This window comes from Specibacter sp. BI4 (genome assembly GCF_056680095.1).
In genome coordinates this window covers 169,487-191,940 of record NZ_CM155265.1, presented here as the reverse complement: position 1 = coordinate 191,940, position 22,454 = coordinate 169,487, and the positions used below count along the sequence as shown (strand labels likewise).

At 62.1% G+C, this 22,454-nt stretch carries 17 protein-coding genes; all 17 read left to right on the top strand.

What is annotated here, in order from left to right:
* The first annotated feature begins 4 nt into the window (after positions 1 to 4).
* The 17 genes from AC1L6K_RS00990 to AC1L6K_RS00910 all read left to right on the top strand — a co-directional run bounded on the left by AC1L6K_RS00990 (position 5) and on the right by AC1L6K_RS00910 (position 22,205).
* Positions 5 to 2,527 (top strand): DUF7937 domain-containing protein, encoded by a 2,523-nt coding sequence (locus tag AC1L6K_RS00990; RefSeq protein WP_480950893.1) that lies wholly within the window; start codon positions 5 to 7, stop codon positions 2,525 to 2,527.
* Positions 2,528 to 2,555: 28 nt separating this feature from the next.
* A complete protein-coding gene (locus tag AC1L6K_RS00985) occupies positions 2,556 to 3,632 on the top strand; it encodes a GDSL-type esterase/lipase family protein (RefSeq protein ID WP_480950892.1) in 1,077 nt (358 codons plus the stop codon).
* A 109-nt stretch (positions 3,633 to 3,741) separates the two neighbouring features.
* Entirely contained in the window at positions 3,742 to 4,602 is an 861-nt protein-coding gene (locus AC1L6K_RS00980) for an ArsR/SmtB family transcription factor (RefSeq protein WP_480950891.1), read from the top strand.
* A 163-nt stretch (positions 4,603 to 4,765) separates the two neighbouring features.
* A complete protein-coding gene (gene gdhA / locus AC1L6K_RS00975) occupies positions 4,766 to 6,106 on the top strand; it encodes an NADP-specific glutamate dehydrogenase (RefSeq protein ID WP_480950890.1) in 1,341 nt (446 codons plus the stop codon).
* Between the two features lie 256 nt (positions 6,107 to 6,362).
* Complete coding sequence (locus AC1L6K_RS00970) at positions 6,363 to 7,181, top strand: DeoR/GlpR family DNA-binding transcription regulator (RefSeq protein ID WP_480950889.1); 819 nt, start codon at positions 6,363 to 6,365, stop codon at positions 7,179 to 7,181.
* On the top strand, positions 7,178 to 8,680 hold the full coding sequence (locus AC1L6K_RS00965; RefSeq protein WP_480950888.1) for a rhamnulokinase: 1,503 nt from the start codon (positions 7,178 to 7,180) through the stop codon (positions 8,678 to 8,680). Before AC1L6K_RS00970 ends, AC1L6K_RS00965 begins: the two co-directional genes overlap by 4 nt.
* A 44-nt stretch (positions 8,681 to 8,724) precedes the next feature.
* Positions 8,725 to 9,759, top strand: coding sequence for an autoinducer 2 ABC transporter substrate-binding protein (locus AC1L6K_RS00960; protein ID WP_480950887.1), 1,035 nt, complete (start codon positions 8,725 to 8,727; stop codon positions 9,757 to 9,759).
* Between the two features lie 136 nt (positions 9,760 to 9,895).
* Positions 9,896 to 11,443 (top strand): sugar ABC transporter ATP-binding protein, encoded by a 1,548-nt coding sequence (locus AC1L6K_RS00955; RefSeq protein ID WP_480950886.1) that lies wholly within the window; start codon positions 9,896 to 9,898, stop codon positions 11,441 to 11,443.
* Positions 11,444 to 12,478 (top strand): ABC transporter permease, encoded by a 1,035-nt coding sequence (locus AC1L6K_RS00950; RefSeq protein ID WP_480950885.1) that lies wholly within the window; start codon positions 11,444 to 11,446, stop codon positions 12,476 to 12,478.
* Positions 12,475 to 13,551 carry an ABC transporter permease gene (locus AC1L6K_RS00945; protein ID WP_480950884.1) on the top strand — a complete coding sequence of 359 codons (1,077 nt, stop codon included), beginning with the start codon at positions 12,475 to 12,477 and terminating at the stop codon, positions 13,549 to 13,551. The genes AC1L6K_RS00950 and AC1L6K_RS00945 overlap by 4 nt, the downstream gene beginning before the upstream one ends.
* A complete protein-coding gene (locus tag AC1L6K_RS00940; RefSeq protein ID WP_480950883.1) occupies positions 13,548 to 14,324 on the top strand; it encodes a class II aldolase/adducin family protein in 777 nt (258 codons plus the stop codon). The genes AC1L6K_RS00945 and AC1L6K_RS00940 overlap by 4 nt, the downstream gene beginning before the upstream one ends.
* A gap of 3 nt (positions 14,325 to 14,327) precedes the next feature.
* The gene (locus AC1L6K_RS00935) at positions 14,328 to 15,752 is read left to right on the top strand and encodes an FGGY-family carbohydrate kinase (RefSeq protein WP_480950882.1); all 1,425 of its coding nucleotides are present in this window, start codon (positions 14,328 to 14,330) and stop codon (positions 15,750 to 15,752) included.
* A 51-nt stretch (positions 15,753 to 15,803) separates the two neighbouring features.
* Complete coding sequence (locus tag AC1L6K_RS00930) at positions 15,804 to 16,682, top strand: sugar phosphate isomerase/epimerase family protein (protein WP_480950881.1); 879 nt, start codon at positions 15,804 to 15,806, stop codon at positions 16,680 to 16,682.
* Between the two features lie 53 nt (positions 16,683 to 16,735).
* Entirely contained in the window at positions 16,736 to 17,341 is a 606-nt protein-coding gene (locus AC1L6K_RS00925) for a histidine phosphatase family protein (RefSeq protein WP_480950880.1), read from the top strand.
* An 87-nt stretch (positions 17,342 to 17,428) separates the two neighbouring features.
* Positions 17,429 to 18,595, top strand: coding sequence for an L-rhamnose isomerase (gene rhaI, locus AC1L6K_RS00920; RefSeq protein ID WP_480950879.1), 1,167 nt, complete (start codon positions 17,429 to 17,431; stop codon positions 18,593 to 18,595).
* 2 nt (positions 18,596 to 18,597) lie between these two features.
* Entirely contained in the window at positions 18,598 to 20,697 is a 2,100-nt protein-coding gene (locus tag AC1L6K_RS00915; RefSeq protein WP_480950878.1) for a bifunctional aldolase/short-chain dehydrogenase, read from the top strand.
* A complete protein-coding gene (locus AC1L6K_RS00910; protein WP_480950877.1) occupies positions 20,694 to 22,205 on the top strand; it encodes a rhamnulokinase in 1,512 nt (503 codons plus the stop codon). Before AC1L6K_RS00915 ends, AC1L6K_RS00910 begins: the two co-directional genes overlap by 4 nt.
* The last annotated feature ends 249 nt before the right edge of the window (positions 22,206 to 22,454 follow it).

Genomic DNA, 22,454 nt, shown 5'->3' with positions numbered 1-22,454 from the left:
TTAAATGACGCACCCTACACCGGAACAGCCCGGCCCAATTGGCAACACTGGGGGAGTGCCGGGGGCACCCGCCCAGAATTTCCCCGCCCCCAACCCGTACCCGGCCCAAAACCCCTACCCGGGCCAGGCCCCCGTCCAGGCCCCAGCCCAGGCACCCCAGCAGGGGTACCCGGCCGGCGCCCCGCAACAGGGACAGCCGTACCCCGGCCAGCAGTTCCCTGCCCAGCAGCCCCCGGCCCAGATGCCGGGTGTGGCCGGACAGGCCCCTGGCGTTCGGGGCAAGAGCCCGTTCGCAGCGATCACTGCGCGTGACTACGTCATGGATGCGATCGCGCTGACACTGCTGATCATCTCGCTGTTCCTGCCCTGGCGTGCCTCGTTCGCCAGTTCCATGGACGTTTCCACCCTTGCCGCCAGCCGCATCGAGGTGCTGCTCGTAACGATTCTCAGCATGCTGTCCCTGGGGTTGACCTATGTGTGGCGGTCGGGCGCTTTTGGCCCAAGCTGGAACTACAAGAAGATGCAGGACGTGCGGTTGCTGGCGAACGCCCCGTACTTCATTGTTGTTGTGGTGTACCTGGTGCTGGAACTCGTGAGCCCGCGGGCCCTGGGTTCCGCGGTGGCTTTCGGACTGGCCGGTGCGCTGCTTGCAGCGACCCCGAGGCAGTCGGAACTCGGTGAAACCCAGCTGGACACCGCCCGCGACAGGCGCTGGCTCCTTGCGCTGCTGGCACTGGCCGGAATCGCTTCCCTGACGACGTTGATTCAAACTGTCAGGTACCTGGTCAACTTCGCCAACGCTGCTTCTGAGGCTGGCGGATTGGGATCCTCCTACCTCAGCCCCTTGTACCCGGTATCTGGGATCATTCTTGGACTCCTTACGCCTGCTCTGCTCGTTATCGTTGCGTTGAAGGTCGCCCAGAAGAGCCAAACGTGGCGGCTTGTGGGCATCGGGATTGGTGCCGCCGGCCTGCTGCTGGGCTTCATCGCGATGGCGGAATCATCACGTGTTGTGGCCAGTTTCCATGGCGCGAGCAGCGGGTTCACCGTCGTGTTCTGGATGGCGTTTGGTGCGGTGGCCGCGGCTCCGTCATTGGGCAGGCTCGTCGTTGAACAACCTTCATTGCAGAAGTGGCAGTCCGTGTCCAAAACGTCGCTGCTGCTGGCATTGGCCGGTTCCGCAGCCGTGGCACTGGTCGCCGTGGTGAACTTGATTCGCGTGCTCACTGCAGGCTCTGACGTGTCCTTCTATTCCCGGGAGACGCCCGTTGTTTGGGTGCTGTCGCTGATCTTTGCAGCTGTGTCAGTTGCCGGATACTTCGTGGCTGGCGCTGCGCTGAAGAACGGCACACGCCAGGGGCAGCAGCTGGCCACCGCCTACGCGGGACTGTTGTTTATCCTGTTCCTCGTGCTCGTCATTGTTGGCGCCAATACCGTGGGCTGGTGGCTCATGGGCCCGGCCGTCATTCTGGCGTTCGTGCTGCCCATCGCCATCGCCGTCATTCTGTGGTCACCGAAGGCCATGCGCGAGCACTTTGGCACGCTGGCTGCCACCGGCACCGCCAACACCGGATTTAGTTTCGACGGCGTGCACCCGGCTCAGGCGGCTCCGCTGCAGCAGGCCTCAGGCCAGCAGGCTCCCGGTGCGCCGTACAACCCGGCTGTGTTCCAGGCACCGCAGGTGCCGGGGGTTCAGGCAGCCGATACGTCGTCAACTGTCGCCCCGGCACTGGCTGCGCAGGCGGCAGCGCCCGCAGCTGAGCCGGTGACGGCCGAGCAGGCGTTGGCGGAAGCGTCGAACCCGGCGACCGCCCCGGCACGGCTGTACGAGCTGGCCGTGTCGCATCCCACCACGCATGCCGCCATTGCTGCCAACCCGTCGGTTTACCCGGGCTTGAGCGATTGGCTGGCAACGCAGGGAACCCCGACGTCCGCCGTCGAACCTGCAGCGGTTGATCCGTTGACCGCCGAACCTGCGGCGGGGGAGACCAACGCTGCTGTCGCAGCCGAGGACAGTGCGCTGACAAATGTTGTGCGCCGGGACCCTGACGCCGGTGTCGAGGCGTTGCTGGCCGAGGCTGCCAACCCGGCCACGGCCCCCATCCGCCTGCAGGAACTGGCCGTCCAGCACCCGGAGACCCATGCAGCGTTGACGGCAAACCCGTCAACGTATCAGGGACTCAGGGACTGGCTGGCATTGCAGCCGACAGCCGCCCAGGACCAGGCGCACGTCGCCGATGAGGTGCCGGCTGGTGAGACGATCGTCGTGAACCGGTCACTGCCGGCCGTGGAGTCACCGGTGGAGACACCGGCAAATTCTCCGGCTGAACCGTTGGCTGCAGCCGATCCGCTCGCGGCGGAGGCGGCAGATCCCGCCACAGCACCGGCACGGCTGCATGAACTCGCCGCCGCCTATCCGCAGGTGCACGCGGCCATCGCTGGGAACCCCTCGGCGTACCCGCAGCTGCTTGAATGGCTGGCGGGCATCAACGGTCCCGGCGTCGCCGAGGCATTGCGCCAGCGATGACGCAGCGATAACGGTGATGAGATTGCGCATGGCAGGTGTGTTCCTGCTGTGCGCAATCTTCGTTTTAGCTGCTGCCGGCGACGTGCGTGTGGCCGGCAGGACCGGGCTGGGCGGGTCCGCGGCTTCCGTGGACACGTTCGATGACGCCGCTGCCGCCATTGAGTGCAGCAGTGCCAGCGGATGCCTCCCCGCGCCCTCGAAACCAGGTGTGGACGCCGGGTCGGACGGCAGCCCGGATGCCGGGGTTCAAAATCCTGACGCGGCGGCGTTGGCAGCCTGGGGCCTGGACGAGGGGGCCGTGTTGGCGTTGGCCGGGGACTCCATTGCATCGGGGGAGGGCGGGCGCAGCTATCTCGCCGGAACCGACCGTCCGGAGGACCGCTGCCATCGCAGCGCCAAAGGGCTGGGTTCGTCCTTGTTCGGGCCGGCAAACGTGGTGAACGCTGCATGCTCCAGGTCAAAGATTGCGGATTTCCATGACGCCCCGGCGGAGAGCGATTGGACCCGAATTCCACCGGATGCACAACTGGCACAATTGCGCGCCGCCGATCCTGACGTCGCCGTGGTCATTGTGGGTGCAAACGACATTGGGTTCCCGCATTTATTGGACCGGTGTGTGCTGGATCAGCCGGACTGCTCACTTGATGAAGAGCTGGCAGCGGGCACCCAAGACAGAATTGCGTCCCTGGGTGCAGCACTTGAGGTGCTGTATCGGGATGTGCGCGGAGCGGTCTCCGGACAAATTTGGATCCCCGCCTACCCCAACCTGCTCAACGGCACCGGAGATTGCGGACGCATCACCGAGTCCGAGAGGGTTTTTGGGGGAGCCGTCGTCGCCGCGCTCAATGTCCAGATCCAGCAGGCCGTTGAGCGGGTCAATGACAAAATCCCCGAGCAGGAACGGCTCACCTTCATTGCCGGAACCGCGGCGGCGCTGGACGGACACGGCGTGTGCTCGCCGGATCCGTGGGTGCACTCCGTCGGCACGACAGGTTTGCTGGAGGCTGCCGGCAACCAGTCCCGGGCGCAAGAACTGCTGCACCCGACCGTCGTCGGGTATGCATCGTTGACCAAGGCCTTGGCGGAACACCGTGCAGGGCCATAGTACGCACCGGACGGCCTGTCCGTGTTTGGGGGCTGTCCAGCTCTCCCCGTCCAGCGTACTGAGGAACTTTCAAGATGCTGATACGGGCATATGTCGTTAGGGTAGTGGAATGGTTGCAGAAAAAGTCTTTGCGGTAATTGCCGAAAGCACCCGTCGGGACATCTTGGAAGCATTGGCCCAGGAGAGCAAGGCCGTGGGGCAGCTGGTGGATGAACTTGGTGTTTCGCAGCCAACGGTGTCCAAGCACCTGCGCGTCCTGCGCGAGGCCGGAGTGGTGACCATGCGAGCCCAGGGCCAGAAACGTTTTTACGGCATCAACACCGAGCCGCTCGCGCTCGTTTCCACATGGCTGGAGTCCCTCGGTGCCGGTACCGCTGCGGCGTCGGCCGCGGTTGCTGCGCCAGCCCCGGTTTCTGCAGCTGCCCCGCAGCCTGGACGGCACGCGGCTGGCGCCGGTACGCCCGGCCAGGTGGCTGTTGTCGCTTCTGTACCCGCCGCTGCACCCATTGCGGCTTCCGTTGCGGGCGGGCCTGCCGCCTCGACGCCGGCCACGGTTGTGCCTGCCGCCGCAGTGGCCAAGGAAGCGGCTGTGGCCAAGGAAGTGCCGGGCCGGCGGGCAGAAAATCAGGAAGCCGGCCCCAGCGCCGCGAACCACCAGGCTTCCCGCGCCTCCGCCGAAGTGGCGGCACGGGCCGCAGCTGCGAGAGCAACTGCAACACGAGCAGCCGCTACACGAGCGGCAGGCAATGGCGCCGCTGCAATGCCCGACAAGTCCCGTGGCGCTCCTGCGACCGCGGCTGTTCCTTCGTTGGCCGTCTCGAGGCAGGCGACAGCGGTTGTGCAGTCGCATGAAGGCGACGGCGGCGTGCAGGGGCAAATCAGCCGCAGCGTGGGACGGGCCGCCAACAAGGCTGCCGATTTATTGGCGAATCTTCCGGCCCTGCCCGCATTCAGGCGTCGAAAAGACTGAGAATCTCCGCCCGGAACGTGGTTGCTCACCGATAATATGCAAGACCGTGCATGTCATATCGATCCGTGAGAAAAATTAGTCTAAGTAGAGGGTCGACTGGAAAATTGCGAGTGAGCATATTTATGCGCCATGCTACGGCGCCTCAACCCTTTCAGGAGACTCATTGGATACCAGGCTTGAAGCCATCCGGGAGCAAGTTTTAGCCCGTAATCCCGGGGAAAAAGAATTTCACCAGGCAGTGTTGGAAGTTTTTGAAAGTCTCGGCCCGGTTCTGGATAAACATCCAGAATTTGTTGACGCCGCCGTGCTGCAGCGGCTGTGTGAGCCGGAACGCCAGATCATCTTCCGCGTGCCGTGGATGGACGATGCCGGCCGCGTGCAGATCAACCGCGGTTTCCGCGTTGAGTTCAACTCCGCGCTTGGCCCGTACAAGGGCGGACTGCGATTCCACCCGTCGGTCTACCTGGGCATTGTGAAGTTCCTTGGCTTCGAGCAGATCTTCAAGAACGCGCTGACAGGCATGCCCATCGGTGGCGGCAAGGGCGGCTCTGACTTTGACCCCCGCGGCAAGTCCGACGCCGAGGTCATGCGTTTCTGCCAGAGCTTCATGACCGAGCTCTACCGCCACATCGGCGAATACACTGACGTCCCCGCAGGTGACATTGGTGTTGGCGGCCGCGAGATCGGCTACCTGTTCGGCCAGTACAAGCGCATCACCAACCGCTACGAGTCGGGCGTTCTCACCGGCAAGGGCATCGGCTGGGGCGGCTCACTCGTACGCCCCGAAGCCACAGGCTATGGCACAGTCATGTTCACCCAGGAAATGCTCAAGACCCGTGGCCAGTCCCTCGATGGACAGCGCGTGGTGATTTCCGGCTCCGGCAACGTAGCCACCTTCGCCATCGCCAAGGCCCAGCAGCTTGGCGCCAAGGTTGTGGCCTGCTCCGATTCCTCCGGCTACATCGTGGACGAGAACGGCATTGACGTGCCGTTGCTGCGCCAGATCAAGGAAAAAGAACGAGGCCGCCTGAAGGAATACGCCGTCCGCCGCGGCGCCTCAGTCAGCTATGTCGATGGCGGTTCGGTGTGGGACGTCAACGCCGCAGTGGCCCTGCCGTGCGCGACGCAGAATGAAGTCAACACCGAGGCGGCAACCCGCATGGTGAAGAACGGCCTCGTGGCCGTTGCTGAGGGCGCCAACATGCCTTCCACCAGCGGCGCCATCGCCGTGTTCCAGGAAGCAGGCATCCTGTTTGCGCCGGGCAAGGCGGCCAACGCCGGCGGCGTGGCCACCTCGGCACTGGAAATGCAGCAGAACGCCAGCCGCGACGCCTGGACCTTTGAGCACACCGAGGAGCGCCTGCACCAGATCATGATCGGCATCCACGACCGCTGTGCCGAAACTGCCGACACCTACGGCTCACCGGGCAACTACGTGGTGGGCGCCAACATCGCCGGCTTCGTCAAGGTCGCCGATGCCATGCTGGCCCAGGGCCTGATCTAGGCTCCACCCCTTTAGCCGGCCCGCAACAGGGGTCGAAAACACGTGATTTCACGGCGTTTTCGGCCGCTGTTGCGGGCCGGTTTTTGTTTAGGGAGCGGTTTTGGGTTCCACGGCGGAATGTTAACAACTCATTTAACAACGAAATGAAAGTGAATCGCTTCCGTTCAGTTCATGTTCATTGCATTTAAGCAACCAAGCTGCCAGCATGAGTCCACTGGGTGAGGTAAATCACATATCCTGAGTGGGCGGGGGCGACATGACGAAGAACGCGGGAGAAGCTGCCCGGGAACATGACATTCTCGTGTCCCTTGCCGCCACCGGCCAGGTGACGATCAAGGATTTGGCTGCACGCCACGGCGTTTCTGACGTGACAATCCGCAAAGATCTCGACGCCCTTGCCCGGCGCTCCCTCGTTCGTCGCATTCGTGGCGGCGCGGTTGCCCTGGACAGCGTGGATGAAGGCGCGTTCAGCCTGCGCTTGCGGCTGGAGCGAGAAACCAAGGTTGCCTTGGCACTCGCCGCGGCCCCGCTGGTCCGCGACGGTGACACCCTCGCATTCGATTCATCAACGACATGCTATTTTCTGGCCCAGCAAATTCTCAACCGCCGCAACCTTGTTGTCATCACTAACGGCATGCGAACCGCCACGTTGTTCATGGAGCAGTCCAATGCCATGGTGCTCATGCCAGGCGGTGCGCTGCGTCGCTCGTCGGGGTCCATGGTTGGGCAGTTTGCCGACGTCCTGGAGGGCCGAGGTCGGATTGGGAAGGGCTTCTTTGGGGTCAAAAGTTTGTCCCCGGAACTTGGTCTGCTGGAACTGTCGTCGGAGGAAGCAGAAGCAAAACGCTATCTGGCCTCCGCATGCGACAAGGTGTACGGACTGTTCAGCTCAACAAAAATTGGTCAGCTCGGCCTGCATTCCTTCGCTCCAGTCAACTCGGTCACAGCGCTCTACACCGACGATAGAGCGTCCGCAAGCTTCGTGGCTGGTTGGCAGTCCCACGGTGTTGAGGTCAATCTGGCATCACAGCAGGAAGGCTGGCGTTCGCCGAGCGCCGACGGGAGCCCGCTTTGAAGGCCACGGTGGTCGCCGCCGTCGATCTGGGTGCTGAGAGCGGCAGGGTGGCGTCCGTCGCCTTTGACGGGAAAACATTGGCCTTGGATGTGGCCCACAGGTTCACCAATTTCCCCCGCTCCGTTGCAGGTATTCTGCGCTGGGACTTCCAACGCCTCAGTGCCGAGGTGTTGCGGGGCCTGATGCTGGTAGGGGCCGCCAACCAAGAGGTGCGTTCAGTGGGCGCCGATGCATGGGGTTTGGACTATGGACTTCTCGATGAGGGCGGCACCCTGATCCAGGACCCCAGCTGCTATCGGGACCAGCGGAACGTGGTGCAGTTTGCCAAAGCGCTGAAAACGGTTGGTGCGCAGCGCATGTACTCGGCGACAGGCACCCAACTCAACGAGATCAATTCGGTGTTTTCCCTCATGGACGACGCCGAGAACCACCCCCAGCGTCTGCAAGCAGCTTCCAGGCTGCTCATGATGCCGGATGTTTTCCATCATCTGCTCAGCGGCAGCACCGTCACTGAGTTCAGTGCCGCATCAACATCGGGCCTTTTCGACATGGAGAAGCGGCAGTGGGCGTGGGACTTCTTGGACGAGCTGGGAATTCCAAGCCAGATGCTTCCTGAAGTGGTGGCTGCTGGCACGGATGTAGGGCCGTTGCGTGCACAGTACCGGACCTTGGGATTGTCGGGCACACGCGTCATCCTGCCACCGGGACATGACACGGCCAGCGCAGTCGTGGCTATTCCGTTCCAGAACACAGACGACGCGTTCATTTCCTCGGGCACCTGGTCCCTTGTCGGCGTCGTGCGTGCCACACCGTTGATCACCGATGCGACGAGGCGGGCAAACCTGACCAACGAAGGAGGTTATGAAGGCGATATCCGACTCCTCAACAATGTGATGGGACTTTGGCTGATCCAGTGCTGCAGGCGGCAGTGGATTTCCGAAGGACATTCAGTGGACTACGCGGATCTGGTGGAGTCAGCGATGCACGAACCAGCGCTGGCCTCGGTGATCAACCCCAACGCCGTGGAATTCCTGGCGCCCGGAGACACTCCCAATAGAATTCGCGACTATTGCCGCAGAAACGGCATTGCAGTGCCTGTGGGCATACCCGCGATGACACGGTGCATCATCGATTCCCTGGCACTGAGCTACCGCCACAGTCTCATGGAAATTGAGACAGCCACAGGCATCTCGTTGAGCGCGATCCATGTTGTTGGCGGCGGGGTCAACAACACAGTGCTCCAGCAAGCCACTGCTGATGCAACAGGGCTGACGGTTCGATGCGGATCCACGGAAGCCACAGCCTTGGGCAATGCAGGAACACAACTGGTCGCCCTAGGCGAACTTTCTGGACTCGAAGATATTCGTGCAGCAGTGAAAAACAGTGTGGTGGAGAAGATCTATGAACCCCGAGGCGACGCCCGCTGGGCGGATGCAGCAGGGAACTTCACCAATCTCGTGCACCGCGACATGGCACGCAGGGGCATTCCCACAAGCTAAACACCAAGCCGACAACGCAGTCGAACAACAATAAGGAGAAACACGTGTACAAGAAATCCAAGCTCACGACGATGGCAGCATTGGCGCTCGCAGGCATGTTGGCCATGAGTGGGTGCACCAGCAAAAACGATGCCGCGGCTCCCGGCTCCGGCGACTCTGCCAGCGCCAAGATCAAGGTGGCATTCGTTCCCAAGCTCGCCGGCATTCCGTACTTCGAAGCCATGAACGCAGGTGGCAAGGCCGCCGCTGCCGACATGGGCAATGTTGAATGGCTGTACCAGGGCCCCACCACGGCGGATGCTGCTGCCCAGGCGGACATCGCCCGTTCATTCATCCAACAAAAAGTGGACTCGTTGATTGTTGCACCCAACGACCCCGATTCGATGGCGCCGCTGCTGAAGGAAGCGGAGACAGCCGGCATCAAGGTTGGCACCTCAGACACTGATGCGCCCAATTCAGTGAGGCAGGTGTTCGTCAACCAGGCATCGGCGGAGGGCATCGGCGAAGCATTGACGGACGCAATCATGGAGCCCATGGGCGGTGCTGGAAAGTACGCGATTGTCTCTTGTGGTGAAACCGCTGAAAACCTTAATGCGTGGATTGCCGTGCAGAAGGCTTACGCGGCCAAGAAGTACCCCAAGGCAGAGCTCGTGTCGGTTGTTTATGCGGGTGAAGACCAGGCGAAGGCAACGTCAATGGCCACCGATTTGATGAATGCCAACCCAGACCTGACGGGCCTCGTTGGTGAGTGCACCTCATCAGCCCCTGGTGTCGCCCAAGCAGTCAAGGACGCGGGAAAGATCGGCAAAGTTTTCACCGTCGGGCTCGGCACCCCCATGTCGATGGCACCTTACCTGAAGGAGGGCTCTTCATCGGCGTCAATCCTGTGGGATGTCAAGGCATTGGGTTACCTGACTGCTTGGGCCGGTGTCCAGCTGGCTGAAGGCAAGCCGTTCGCAGCCACGAACAAGGTTGGCCCCGGACTTGATGCAGTCACCTATGACGAGGCAACCAAGACACTGCTCCTGGGCCCGGCGCTGAAGATCACCCCGACGAATGTGGACAACTACGACTACTAGTCCCCGCAACCTGCCCACGGTTGGCAAGCAAGCCAGCAGGGGGTGCCCGAGGCGCGTGGAACCAGCCAGACGTTGCATCCGACCGTCTGCCGGGGCGTGAACCCCGGCAGACGGTACTTCTTAGAGGAATGACACTGTGGACACTCAGAAGAATTTATCCGGTGACGACCGGCCGCTGCGCCTGAAAATGACCGGCATAGTAAAGAGCTATGGCGCGATTCGTGCCATCAAGAACGCCGACTTGTCGATCAGGCCCGGCACCGTACATGCAATCATCGGTGAAAATGGTGCCGGCAAATCGACACTGATCAAGATTCTTTCCGGCGCCGAGTCCGCCGACGCCGGAACTGTCGAGTTCGACGGCGAAGTGGTCGCCGTCGAATCAACCAACGCGGCGATCGATCTGGGTATCCAGACTGTCTACCAGGAACCGCAGCTCTTTCCGGAGCTGACAGTTGCTGAAAACATCTTCATGGGCAGGGAAATGAAGAAGGCCGGGAGAATCTTCTGGGCTGCGCAGATGAAGCGCGTTGAAGAGCTCTTGACGCTGCTTCAACTGCCGCTTGCCTACGCTTCAACGCCCATTGCCGAACTTTCCATTGCCGAACAGCAACAAGTGTCCATTGCCAAGGCGCTGGTCAACGAGGCCAAGATTCTCATTCTTGATGAACCGTCCGCCATCTTGACCGACTCGGAAATCGAAGTCCTTTTCACTGTCATCAGACGCCTCGCTGCCGAGGGTGTAAGCATCATCTACATTTCCCATCGCCTTGACGAACTGGCCCATATCGCCGATGAAGTGACAGTCATGCGTGACGGTGCAACTATCCAGTCCGGGGTCATCGGCGACTATTCAGTGCGCCAAATGGCAGAGCTGATGGTGGGAGGGATCCTCAATGACAGTCGCAGCGAACGGGTAATCCCCGTCGGCGAACCCAAACTAAAGGTCAGGGGCCTGGCGCACGGAAGCAAGTTCAGCGACGTCAACTTGTCGATCAGAACCGGTGAAATAGTGGGATTGTACGGACTGGTCGGGTCAGGATCGGCCGACATCGCCTCAACGCTTTACGGCATTGAGACCCCGAGCGCAGGTGAGATTTACCTCGACGGACGGCAGATCAAGCCCAAAACACCCTCCGATGCCCAGAAGCTGGGCATCGCCTTGCTGCCAGCCAACCGCAAGGTGCAGGGCATGTTCGCTTTTCAATCAATTGCCTTCAATATTTCTGCGGGCAACTTGGGACACTTCACAAAAGCCGGGGTCCTTATGGACCGGAAGGCTGAAAAGACCACCGCCCTGGACCTGATCAAACGGCTGGCGGTGAAGACGCCCAATGAAGCCATGCCCATCGCGTCGATGTCCGGCGGAAACGCACAAAAAGTGGTCTTGGCCAGGCTGCTTGTAAACCGTCCGGAGGTCCTGGTTCTTTCAGAACCGACACAAGGCGTTGACGTGGGTGCCAAGGAAGAAATCCATCGCATCATTATTGCCCTGGCCGAACAAGGCACCGCGGTCCTGGTTGTCACCTCAGACCTGGCCGAGGTTTTGCGGTTGGCGGACAGGACCATAGTGGTCCGTGGTGGGACCACAACGGTTGAGTTCGGGCCAGGCGCATCCCAAGTTGACCTCTTGTCTGCTGCAGCGGGCCAGACCACGGACCCCACCCAGGAGGGAGAAAAGTAAATGAACGCCAGCATCAAGCTGCCAAGCCCGCGGCGCGGGCAGCTCGCAGAAAGACAGGGCAGAAAAGCGGCCCGAATACTGCCTCTGCCCATAACAGGACAGGAACTGGTCCTGGTGGCGGTGCTCATCGTCCTTTGGGTCGTTTTGGGCATGACGACAAAGTCATTCCTGACTCCCGGGTCCATTCAACCCCTGCTGGCTTCCGTGGCACCCATCGCGCTGGTTGGCGTGGGCATGACGTTTGTCATCATCACAGGTGGCATCGATATTTCGGTTGCGGCCATGCTTATGGTCTGTGCAGTCGTCACCTCAAAAATGCTGGTGGCAACCGGAATGCCCCTGATACCGGCGCTGGTGATCTCCATGATCATCGGCGGGCTGCTTGGCTGCGTCAACGGATTCCTGATCTCCATTGGCCGGGTCCACCCAATCATCATCACGTTCGGCACAGCCAACTTGTTTCAGTTCCTCGGGCTGCGGATCTTTGGCTCGCAGACCGTCAACGGGATCCCGTCCACGTTTGAATTTTTTGGCCGCGGAGAGGCCGGGCGAACAATGGGGGTCCCCCATTCTTTCTTGATCACAGCAATTGTGGCTCTGGCTGCATGGTGGTATTTGCGGCACACTTCAGGCGGGCGCCACCTGTTCGCCATTGGCGGTGATTCAAGCGCCGCACGTCTGGCCGGGGTCCGGGTGCAGCGGCGCACCATCCTCACCTACGTCATTACCGGCCTGCTGGTTGGTGTTGCGGCCTGCTTCACCATGTCCCTGGGAACCTCCACACTCGACCAAAGTGTGGGGACCGGGAGTGAGCTGGCCGTCATTGCAGCCGTCGTAATCGGCGGCACTTCAATCATGGGAGGCCGCGGCTCGGTAGTGGGCACGGTTCTGGGCGCCATTTTGGTGCAAACAGTCACCTCCGGCGTCACACAGCTTGGTTGGCCCACACAGCTGGCCAATCTTTTCGTCGGAATTTTCATCATCATTGCCGTCGGCACTGACTTGGTTCGGCAACGGGCACGGAGGAAGTCATGAGCGTCTCAACCATGTCCCCCAATGCTGTGCAGCGTGAGACTGCACTCAGCAGAACAATCAGGATAGTTGCCACGCAGCGAACACTGCTCCTGGCCGTGCTGCTGGTTATTGCCGTCGGCACCATGTTCACGCTCGACGCCGCCGGGACGCTCAACGGCAGTTACGATTCCGACTATATGGCGGCAGCGCTGATCAACGCCGTGCCGCTTGTCCTGTTGGGTATTGCCGAACTCTTTGTGATCTTGAGCGGACGCGGCGGAATTGACCTGTCAGTGGGCGCAATCGTATCCCTGACAGGGATGATCTTCGGCCTGGCCTACGGAGTCTGGGGCTGGCCCTTGTGGGTGGCAATGATTGCCGCGGTTCTGTTTGGTGCCTTGTGCGGTGCCATCAACGGCTTTCTGGTTGCCTATCTTGGCTTTCCCGCCTTGATTGCCACACTGGCCACGTTTTATGCCTTCAAGTCTTTGGCGCTTGTTGTCAACAACCAGCGACCCATCAGCACGCCGCCTATTCAGGACTTCTACTCCAGCGCACAATCCGTGGAGATCCCCTTGATTGGGCATGATCTGCCCAATATCCCGTTGGGGGTTTTTACCTACCTCATCCCCGTGGCTTTGGTGGCCTGGTTCCTCCTAAACAGGACAACGTTTGGGCGCCGGCAATTCGCCATTGGAACCAATGACGTCGCAGCCCGGTGGTCGGGCATCGATGTCAGACAAAGCCGAATGGGTGCGTACGTGATCGCAGGCGTCATTTCAGGATTGGTTGCTGTTGTCACAGTGGCCCAATTTGCTTCCGCCCGCCCCGACGCCGGAGTGTCCGGCAACGGCATGGCACTGCCTGCCATCACCATCGCAGTGCTCGGTGGGGTTGCAATCACGGGCGGCATTGGCCGCATCTCGGGAATTGTTGTTGCGACACTGTTGATCGTCTGGCTCAATGCTGGGCTGCTGCTGATCTTTACAGGCAACCTGGGGTCCCAGGTGCAGCTGGCCGCGCTGGGCACGATCCTGATCCTGGCAGCCTTGTTGAATGGGCTCACTTCAAGAAAATACGGAGGAACAAAATGAGTGTTTTATGGGACCCGGCCCTGGTGTCGGCCGACCTCGTGGACCTCACTCGTGCGTTGGGGGAACCAAACCGGGATTTGGCCATTCTGGCGGAGGGAAACACCTCTGAACTAATGGCGGATGGCAGGTTGGTGGTTAAAACCTCGGGCTCCAACATGCAGCATGCCACAGCCGAGGACTTTGTGTCGGTTGAAGTTCAGCCGCTGTTGCAGTTGATGCTGGACCCGGAATCCACCCAGAGGGACCTGTCCACGGTCCTGGACGCCGGTGAACATGCAGGCAAGCGCCGCAGGGCCTCCATCGAGACCCTGATTCATGTGGCAGTGCAAGCGATTTCCCCCGTGCGCTTCATCGGGCATTCACACCCCACCGATGTTGTGGCGCTGATGGCAAGCATCCATGCTGAAACCGCCTATGACCATGCCGCATATTCAGATGAAGCTGTCGTTATCGGACAACCTCTCTACGTGCCATACGCCCAGCCGGGAATGGCCCTGGGCAGATTGTTCCATGAGGTCTTGCGCAAGCATGCGCAAAGCGGGCGGGAACTTCCCAGCCTGATCACCCTGGGAAACCACGGAATAGTTGCGCTCGCAGAGACTGCCGACGCCGTGGAGGGAATTTCGGCCATGGCCGTCAAGAGTGCCAGAGTTCGGCTGGGAGCCTATGCGGCAGGTGGAGTCCAGCATATTCCGGACGATTCCGTGGCCAGCTTCTTCGCCCGGGAAGACGTGGTTGAACGCCGTGGCCATCTTGCTGGCCGGGTGGACTAGAAAATGCGTTCCGAGTCCATTGTCCTGGGCATTGACCTGGCCACGGCCAATGCCCGTGTCCTGGCCGTTGGCGTGGACACGGGCCAGATATTTGCCCAAAGCGATGCCCCGCTGGCACTCCCAGTGCGTGCAGCCTCTGCGGGCAGGGGGCAACAAGCCGATTACGCCCAGGTGGTATTTGGGCTGATCAAGTCCGTGACAGCGGCATTGGGGGCGCAGAGCCGGAATATCCGGGCACTGTGCACCACCGGAACCTCCGGAACGATTGTTCCGTGCAACAGCCAAGGAGTCCCCTCCGGAGACGCCTTGATGTACGACGACCAGCGCGCAGCCGACGAGAACCGCGAGATTTCCGCCCAGTCGCCCACGGGCCCCTATGCCGCACTGGCCCGCGCATTGTGGCTGGAGCGCAACGCCCCCGCCGAAAAGTATGTGCACACCCCCGATGTAGTCCACGCCGCACTGGCCGGGGCTCTCCTGGCCAGTGACACCTCCCATGCGCTGAAGTCGGCCATCGATGTGGAAAACGGAAACTGGGACCTTGGCCTGCTGGCACGGTTGTCGCTGCCGGTGGAAAAGATGGGCATGCTGGCGCATCCGGGATCCGTCATAGGTGCGGTGTCCGACAGTGTTGGGCAGCCTTTGGGCCTGCCGGCCGGGGTTGGCATCATTGCGGGCATGACTGACGGCTGCACCGCCCAAATCGGTGCGGGCGCAGTGCATGAGGGCGATATTGTTGGCGTCCTTGGCACGACACTCGTGCTGAAGTCGGTGGCGGCACAAAATGTTTGTTCGGTAGATTTTGTTGTCTACTCTCACAGGGGGCCTAACGGGAGCTACTGGCCCGGGGGCGCATCCAACGTCGGAGCCGGGGCACTGGGCAACCGGTTTGGCACCTCGCCGGAGGCGATTCTTGCCGGGAACCAAATGGCACAACGCCACGGTCCTGCATCCGGTGTCTGTTATCCGCTGACGGGGCTGGGCGAAAGGTTTCCGTTCAAATCGGCAACGGCGAAGTTCTTTGCCACCGGAGGCGATGGCAGCGAAGCAGACAACTACCGAGCCGCCATGGAGGGTGTTGCGTTCGCCGAACGGCTCGGCGTGGAGCGCCTCGAAAAAATGGGTGTGGTCCCCAAGCGATTCCTCGCCACCGGTGGAGGCAGTTCAAGCAGTGTATGGAACACGATCAGGGCAACAACGTTGGGCCGGCCAATCCACCGGCCGCAAACCCACAACAGTGCATTCGGTGCCGCCATGATCGCCGCTTCCGCTGTCACAGCGGAGACGTTGACACAGATCAGCACCCGACTCGTGTCGATCGAGGCGACCTTTGACCCTGACAGTCGACAAACGGCTGCCCTGGAAGAAAACTACCAACGATTCCTGGCGGAGCTCAGAAATCGTGGATATCTGCTCGACAGCGATTGAACAGCCCAGCGTTGAACAATAGTTCCGTCCGTATATGAAGTTTGGAGAATAATGAACACTTTTGGTTGTCATTCGCTTGTCTGGTCAGGGAACTGGACTGAAAGCGCTGCTAGACACGCCATTGAGAGCTCAGCCAATGCAGGCTTCGGACTGGTGGAAATTGCCGCCATCGACCCGGCCGACATTGACATAGACATGACCCGCCGGGTGCTGGAGGAATACGGCATGCAGTCAGCCGTTTCACTGGGACTTGGAGCGGACACGGATGTTTCCAGCGAAGACCCTGACGCTGTGCGCAAAGGACGAGCATTGTTGTCGGACGCCTTGAACATTGTTCGAGGCACCGGCGGCACGATGCTCTGCGGCGTCATTTATTCAAAGCTGGGAAAATACGATGCGCCGGCAACGGAACGAGGACTGGAGAATTCCCGCGAGACCATGGCCTGGCTCGCCGACAAGGCAGCCGAATCCGGGATCAGCCTCGGCATTGAGTTTGCCAACCGTTATGAGACCAATGTAGTCAACACCACCGGGCAGACGTTGGACTTCATTGACTCCATTGGCCGGCACAACGTCTATGCACACCTTGATTCGTACCATATGAACATTGAGGAACGGTCATTTGCGGAGGCGATCCGGCTGGCGGCGTCTGCCGGGAAACTTGGTTACGTCCACGTCGGTGAATCCCATCGGGGGGCCTTGGGGACGGGGAGCATCAATTGGGTGGAGTTCTTCGGTGCGCTCGCTGAAGTCAAATACGACGGCGTCATCACCTTTGAGTCTTTCTCCTCCAAGGTGGTGCATGAGTCCTTGTCCAACTCACTGGCCATATGGCGAAACCTGTGGGTGGACAACGTGGAGCTCGCCACCACAGCACTTGAATTCATGCGCCAGGGCCTCAACGATGCCAGGGCCGGGGCAGGCAGCTAGTCTTCCAGCCACCGTGCCCGAATAACTCGTTGCCAGCAAGGAGGCGCAGGTAAATGACAGTTTTCTATTTGGCCCGCCATGGGGAAACGCTTTGGCATGCCGAGAACCGCTACGCAGGGAGCACTGATGTGTCGATGACTCCGCTCGGCACCGAGCAGTCGGAACGGCTGGGCCGGTGGGCGACAAAGAACAAGCCCGAGGCGGTGTACAGCTCGGACCTGTCCCGCGCCATTGCCACGGCGCAGCCCGCCGTGGCGGGCCTGGGGATTGAGCTGGTGGTCGACGCACGATTGCGTGAAGTTGATTTTGGCCGTGCGGAAGGGCTCACTCGTTCCGAAATGGCACATGCGTTCCCCCAGGAACTGGCGGCGTTCATGGCCAACCCGGGAACGTCGCCGCTGCCGGGAGGGGAATCCGGGAGCTCCGCTGTTGCCCGCGCCCTGGGGGCGTTGGAGGAAATCGCCGGAGCCCGTCCGGACGGCGCAGTCCTGGTTGTCATGCACACCACGCTGATGAGGCTGCTGCTGTGCCACATGATGGGCATCCCCTTGGACAGGTACAGGACGATCTTCCCTGAGGTGATCAATGCTGCTATCACGGAAGTCCGTTTTGACGGCAGGGAGTGGGCGCTGGCGAAGTTCAATTCGCCGTCGGAATGACCCAGGCAGGTCCGCTGCACTGGAAGAAGTCTTTAGCCGGGAAAACCGGCTGGCAGCCGCCGGCCACAACTGAGAAGGAATGTACACATGACTGACATGGCAACGATGCTGGGCCGGCTCGAAGAGCTGGCCATCGAGGTCCCCTCGTGGGCTTACGGCAACTCCGGTACGCGCTTCAAGGTTTTCGGCACGCCGGGGACCCCCCGCACCGTTGAGGAGAAGATCGCCGATGCGGCGCAGGTGCACAAACTCACGGGTCTGGCACACCTCGTTGCGCTTCATATCCCGTGGGACAAGGTCGACGACTACGACGCCCTCAACGCCTACGCCGCCGACCACGGTGTTGGTCTGGGCACTGTCAACTCAAACACCTTCCAGGACGACATCTACAAGTTCGGTTCCCTGACGCACGTGGACGCGGCTGTCCGCCGGCAGGCCATCGACCATCACTTTGAGTGCATCGACGTCATGGACGCCACCGGTTCCCGGGACCTGAAGATCTGGCTCGCCGACGGCACCAACTACCCCGGCCAGGGGGATATTCGCGGCCGCCAGGACCGCCTCGCCGAGTCGCTCCAGGAGATCTACGCCCGCCTCGGCGACAAGCAACGAATGGTATTGGAATACAAGTTCTTCGAGCCAGCTTTTTATCACATGGATGTCCCTGACTGGGGCACCTCATACGCCCAGACCGTCGCCCTCGGCGAGAAGGCGCTTGTCTGCCTCGACACCGGCCACCACGCGCCGGGCACCAACATTGAGTTCATCGTGGCGCAGCTGCTTCGGTTGGGCAAGTTGGGTTCCTTCGACTTCAACTCGCGCTTCTACGCGGATGATGACCTGATTGTCGGTGCGGCTGACCCGTACCAGCTCTTCCGCATCATGTACGAGGTCATCCGCGGCGACGGCCTCGGTGCCGATTCCGGCGTGGCCTTCATGCTTGACCAGTGCCACAACCTCGAGGAAAAGATTCCCGGTCAGATCCGCTCCGTGCTGAACGTACAGGAAATGACGGCCCGTGCGCTCCTCGTGGACCGTGCAGCCCTCACCGAAGCGCAGAACGCCGGCGACGTCCTCGGCGCGAACGACATCTACTCCAGCGCCTTCTACACCGACGTCCGCCCGGTCCTCGCCGAATGGCGCGAATCCCGCGGCCTGCCCGCGGACCCGCTGGCCGCCTTTGCCGTCAGCGGCTACCAAAAGAAAATCAATTCCGAGCGCGTGGGTGGCACCCAGGCCGGATGGGGAGCATAACCATGAGCGACAAGAGCAACAGGGCTGACACAACAAGCACGACGGCGGCGCGCGCCAATGCGCAAAACGGCACCGACACTGTGGCAGATTTGATCGCCCGTTCCAACCGTTTAGGTGCTGACAAGCGCAACACAAACTACGCCGGCGGCAACACTTCCGCCAAGGGCACCGTAACGGATCCCGTGACGGGTGGGCCGGTGGAGTTGATGTGGGTAAAGGGTTCCGGCGGAGACCTCGGCACGCTTAAGGAATCAGGCCTGGCCGTGCTGCGTCTGGACCGCATGCGCGCCCTGGTCAACACCTACCCGGGCGTTGAACGCGAAGATGAAATGGTCGCCGCCTTCGACTACTGCCTGCACGGCAAGGGCGGCGCGGCACCGTCGATCGACACTGCCATGCACGGACTGGTTGACGCCGCCCACGTTGACCACCTGCACCCGGACTCCGGCATCGCCATCGCCACGGCGGCGGACGGCGAGGAACTGACCGCGGCGATCTTCGGCAACAAGGTTGCCTGGGTGCCGTGGCACCGCCCCGGCTTCCAGCTCGGCCTGGACATTGCCGCGATCAAGGACAACAACCCTGACGTGATCGGCACCATCCTGGGCGGCCACGGCATCACCGCCTGGGGCGCCACCAGCGAAGAGGCGGAAGCGAACTCGTTGTGGATCATCGAAACCGCAGAGGCGTACATCCTTGCCAATGGCCGCAAGGACCCGTTCGGTGCGGCACTGCCCGGCTACGGCGCACTGTCCGAGGCTGAACGCCGCGCCAAGGCAGCTGCACTGGCCCCCACAATCCGCGGACTCGCCTCGACGGACAAGGCCGCCGTTGGCCACTTCAACGACGATGCCGCCGTGTTGGACTTCCTTGCTTCGGCCGAGCATGCGCGGCTGGGAGCCCTGGGCACCAGCTGCCCGGATCACTTCCTGCGCACCAAGGTCAAGCCGCTCATTCTGGACCTGCCGGCGGACGCCTCGGTGGAGGATTCCATCGCACGCCTGAAGGAACTCCACACCGAGTACCGCACAGCCTACGCCTCCTACTACGAGCGCAACGCCGTGGCCGATTCGCCCGCCATGCGCGGCGCCGATCCGGCCATCGTTCTGGTGCCGGGCGTGGGCATGTTCTCCTACGGGGCGAACAAGCAGACCGCACGGGTTGCCGGCGAGTTTTACCTCAACGCCATCAACGTCATGCGCGGAGCCGAGTCACTGTCCACGTACGCTCCGATCGACGAGGCGGAGAAGTTCCGCATCGAATACTGGGCGCTGGAAGAAGCCAAGTTGGCCCGCTTGCCCAAGCCCAAGTCGCACGCCACCCGCATCGCCTTGGTGACGGGTGCGGCGTCGGGCATTGGCAAGGCCATCGCCACCAGGCTGGCCGCTGAAGGTGCCTGCATTGTGATCGCCGATTTGAACCTTGAAGCCGCCGAGGCAGTGGCACTGGAACTTGGCGGGCCTGACGTGGCCATTGGCATCCGGGCCGACGTCACTGACGAAGCCGCTGTGCGTGCCGCCGTGGATGTTGCCGTGCTGGCGTTTGGCGGGCTGGATTTGGTGGTCAACAACGCCGGGCTGTCGATCTCCAAGCCGCTGCTGGAAACCACCGAAAAGGACTGGGACCTGCAGCACGACGTCATGGCCAAGGGCTCGTTCCTTGTGTCCAAGGCCGCCGCGAAGGTGCTCATTGAGCAGGACATGGGCGGGGACATCGTTTACATTTCCTCGAAGAACTCCGTGTTCGCCGGACCCAACAACATCGGCTATTCGGCCACGAAGGCGGACCAGGCCCACCAGGTGCGCCTGCTCGCAGCCGAACTGGGCCAATACGGTGTCCGTGTGAACGGCATCAATCCCGACGGCGTGGTCCGCGGCTCCGGCATCTTCGCCGGCGGCTGGGGCGCCAAGCGGGCCGCCGTCTATGGTGTCGACGAAGATAAATTGGGCGAATACTACGCACAGCGCACCCTGCTCAAGCGCGAGGTGCTGCCGGAAAACGTGGCCAACGCCGCCGCCGTTCTCACCAGCGCCGAGCTGTCGCACACCACCGGGCTGCACATCCCCGTCGACGCCGGCGTGGCCGCAGCCTTCCTGCGATGACGTCTGCTCCTGCCGTACATGGTGCGGCATTGTTTGCCGCCGTCGACATTGGCGCGTCCTCCGGACGCGTCATCGTCGGGGGCCTGGATGCTGGCGGGGAAGCGGTGCGCCTGGATGTGGTACACCGCTTCCCCAACGGTGTGGTGGAACAGCAAGGTGAGTTGCATTGGGACTTCGATGCACTCTTCACCGAGGTCATGGCCGGGCTGGCGGCGGCCGCAACGCATGCGGCCACCGTTGGCGGTGCGATCGCCAGCATCGGCATCGACACGTGGGCCGTGGACTACGGGCTTCTCGACGCTGCCGGTGCACTAATTGGGCAGCCGTTCAGCTACCGGGACGCCCGCGGCGCCGCACAGGTGGACCGCGTCCATGGCGTGGTGGGCCCGGCCCGGCTGTATGAAACCACGGGCCTGCAGCACCTCCCGTTCAACACGATCTTCCAGCTGGCCGCCGAGCAGGCTGCCGGAAGGGACCTTGCCGGGCAGCAGGCACTGCTGATCCCCGACCTCATCGCCTTCAAGCTCACGGGCAACCGCCGCACCGAGTCCACGAATGCCTCCACCACTGGCCTGTACGACGCCGTGGCGGGGGAGTGGGCCACCGAATTCCTCGCCGCCCTGGACCTGCCGGCCGGGCTCTTCCCGCCGCTCATTGAGCCAGGGGAAAGCATCGGCACGCTGCTGCCGGAGGTTGCCGCGCAAACAGGGCTTCCCCCAGCCACCCAGGTGGTGGCCGTCGGCTCGCACGACACCGCATCCGCGGTGGCAGCCGTCCCGGCCGCGGGCCCCAACTTTGCCTACATTTCCTCCGGCACCTGGTCACTGGTTGGTCTGGAGCTGGAAGCCCCGGTCCTGACGGAAGCCAGCCGACTGGCGAACTTCACCAATGAGCGCGGCGTGGACGGCACCACCCGCTACCTGCGCAATGTCGGCGGCCTGTGGCTGCTCAGCGAATCGATCCGCACGTGGGAACAGGAAGGGCGCAACGCCGGGTCCTCTGCATCCGGTGCACTCCCGGTTGCGATGTCCCTCCCCGGGCTGCTGGCTGCCGCGGCCGCCGAATCAACCGGAGGACCGCTCATCGACGTGGATTCCGAGGACTTCATTGCCCCCGGAAACATGCCCGAACGCATCCGGGCCGCCGCCAATGCAAGGGGAGGGACGCTGGGAAGCGGGCAGGCCACCGTCGTGCGCTGCATTTTGGACAGCCTTGCCGCGGCCTACGCGCGCACGGTCTCGCAGGCACAGGAGCTCTCCGGACAAAAGGTGGATGTGGTCCACGTCGTGGGCGGCGGATCCCAAAACGAGCTGTTGTGCCAGCTCACCGCCAACGCCACGGGACTGCCCGTGGTGGCCGGACCGGTGGAGGCCACGGCGCTCGGGAACGTCCTGGTCCAGGCGCGGGCGGCTGGGGAGGCGCCACAATCATTGGGGGAACTGCGTGCGGTGGTGGGCGCCAGCAGCTCCAGCGTCTCTTACCAGCCGCTGACCCAACCCGGGCTCTAGCGCCCCACGCCCCGGGGCGCCGTCGATGAATCGTGGTGCCGGAGCTGCCGGCCTTCAAGTCGATCCCTGGCGGGAAGTTTCTGAAACAGCCCTAATAGTTGCCCAGCGGGCAACAATTCGAGCGGCGGAGTCCAATTTGTGTGCATTTGACCAGATTTCGAAGACGAATTTTGGCACTATGGACAACGCAGGCAAGCTAACTCCGTCCTAGGCTGAATCGTCCCCGTGAGACGCATCACGGAAGCCTGC